2 protein-coding genes are annotated in these 1,674 nt (G+C 46.3%); one reads left to right on the top strand and one right to left on the bottom strand.

The features are described from left to right. The coding region (locus tag VN105_RS20155) for a helix-turn-helix transcriptional regulator (RefSeq protein WP_325643552.1) at positions 1-740 on the top strand (740 nt) is incomplete at its 5' end. A 6-nt stretch (positions 741-746) separates the two neighbouring features. Here VN105_RS20155 and VN105_RS20160 read toward each other — a convergent pair. Then, the coding region (locus VN105_RS20160) for a hypothetical protein (RefSeq protein WP_325643554.1) at positions 747-1,674 on the bottom strand (928 nt) is incomplete at its 5' end.

A 1,674-nucleotide genomic window follows, 5' to 3' on the forward strand; every position in this document is an offset into this window, starting at 1 on the left:
ATAAAATGCATGTTTGCGGGAAAGCCAGGTATGGGCAAAACTACTACGACTTTGGCGAAGGCGGATTAGTGTTCACAGCGCCTAACCAGATATTTGAATCACCGGATGATTCGGTGCATTCAGGGTATATATTGCTCGTGCACCCCGATTTCTTTTTGTCTTATCCTTTGGCAAAGAAAATAAAGGAATATGGTTTCTTTTCATATGCCGCCGATGAAGCACTGTATTTATCGGAAAAGGAAAAGGCAACTATCATGGCAATTTTTTCCATCATGGATGAGGAATTAAACAGCCGGATAGATGATTTTAGCCAGGATGTGATTATTTCGCAGATCGAATTATTGCTCAATTACAGTAACCGTTTCTATAAGCGTCAGTTCATTACAAGAAAAGCTGCAAACAGGGGACTGTTACAAAAGCTGGAAGACGTGCTGGAAGATTATTTCAATACCGGGAAACCTTCGTTGCAAGGGATTCCAACTGTACAGTACCTTTCGGAACAATTGAATATATCGGCAAGTTACTTAAGCGATATGCTGCGTTCCTACACAGGACAAAATACGCAGCAACACATCCACAACAAACTTATAGAAAAAGCAAAGGAGAAATTATCCACCTCGGGTTTATCGGTTTCAGAAATTGCTTATGAGCTGGGTTTTGAACATCCGCAGTCACTCAGCCGGTTGTTTAAAACGAAAACAAACCAGTCGCCTTTGGCGTTCAGGCAGTCTTTTAACTAACCGTGTTTAATAGAATACAGCGATACTGTCCGGCTTCCAGTTGGTATCGTTCAGGTCCACCTCAATTCCGCTGGCCGCAGGCGGAAAAAGATTGCCTTTCAGTACGGTGCGTTTGCCGGTTTCAAACTTTACATCATTGATCACTTTGCTGGTCAGCAGGTTGCCATTGGCGCCCCAGCACATGACCGTAACAGATGGTACTGTATAACTGCCCTGTAAAGGAAAATACGCCTGTGTTTTAAAGCCCGGTTTACCCTGGTTGTATGCGGGTATCTGGAACCTGTAGCCGGTGTAGTTCGAGTAGGCCGTACCGTTAGCAGGGTTACTTACTTCTCCTGTGGGGAAATTGAACACCCTCGGGATGCCTCCAAACCGGATGTCCATCCAGGCGGCATCCGCAGGGAGCGGATCCTGGATAATGAATTGCAGTCGCGCTACAATCCTGTCCAGCGATACTTTAGCATTAGCCGCTCCGTTGACCACCATCTCAAAGTGTGTGCTGAAAGCGTCGCTGCCGGGATATTTGAAGCCTGCATTGGTGATGTTGGGGCGGTATTCATCCCCGGTGGCTAGTAAAGTAAATTTGTAGTTGCCCGGTGGTAGTGTATCCCTGATAATGCCAAAAGAAGCGGCGCCTGCCTGTTGTACAATTACATGCTGTATGGCGGCCTGCGCGCCTGTGCCGTACACTTTGTAATAAAGATATTTTACATGGCCGTCCAGGGAATCTTTTGCAAGGGATACAGCATCAGTCGCTTTTCTTCCAAAGCTGTCCAGCTGCTGTGTAAAACCGCCGGCATCAAATATAACGGGGAATCCGGTTTCAGATGCGGTGTTACCGGGGAGTGTATGATCTTTGTTGCAGGAAAGCAGCAGCATAGCGGCAGCAAAGCAAGTGAAGGGAGTAGTAGACATGGTTGAAGATTTTAGAAAC

Origin of the sequence: Chitinophaga sp. (assembly GCF_035564935.1) — a bacterium.
Lineage (GTDB): Bacteria > Bacteroidota > Bacteroidia > Chitinophagales > Chitinophagaceae > Chitinophaga.